The organism is Vibrio sp. 1580 (assembly GCF_033340055.1).
The window spans coordinates 1-683 of sequence record NZ_JAWOVT010000312.1 but is presented as its reverse complement, the minus strand read 5'-3'; the positions used below and the strand labels follow the sequence as shown (position 1 = coordinate 683).

1 protein-coding gene is annotated in these 683 nt (G+C 47.9%); it reads right to left on the bottom strand.

The window, feature by feature from the left end; genetic code table 11:
- Window positions 1-683 (bottom strand): PHP domain-containing protein (locus tag R7093_RS25715; protein WP_318147086.1); only part of this gene is annotated, 683 nt, incomplete at both ends.

The following is a 683-nucleotide window of genomic DNA, read 5'->3' as shown; positions in this document are numbered from 1 at the left end:
CGATTTGTAAACGCTCGTCGTATTCTGGACGGCGCTTTTTGCGCTCTTCTTCATTAGGGAATAGGAACTCTAGACGCTCTTCCAAACCTTCACGCGACTTCATGACCAAGAATTCAGTTTCTTCCATCCCTTCTGTTGGGAAGGCTGGCAAGAAGTATTCACCCAAACGAACGGTCACGTTACAACGCTTGGCGATCTCGACACTGTTTTCTAGCGCTTCTGGAATATCAGCAAACAGCTCACACATTTCCTCTTCAGTGCGAAGGTACTGCTGCGGGCTGTAATTTTTTGGTCGGCGTGGGTCTTCTAGTGTGTAACCATCATGAATCGCAACACGAATCTCATGCGCATCGAAAAGGTCTGCACTTAGGAAAACCACTTCGTTTGTCGCGACCACGGGCAAGTCATGTTGCTCAGCGAGATCGATGGCAAAGTGCAAGTACGTCTCTTCATCCGGACGGCCTGTACGAATCAATTCTAGATAGAAACGGTCCGGGAAATGCTGTTTGTAAAACTCTACACAGCTTTCAACCAGTTTACGGTTACCTTTAAGCAGCGCTTTGCCGATATCGCCATTTTTAGCACCAGATAGAACGATTAAGCCTTCTGACATCTCGGCCAGCCACGCCCTATCAATCACAGGTTGGTGCTGAACGTGGCCACGTAAATATGCTTTGGAAATC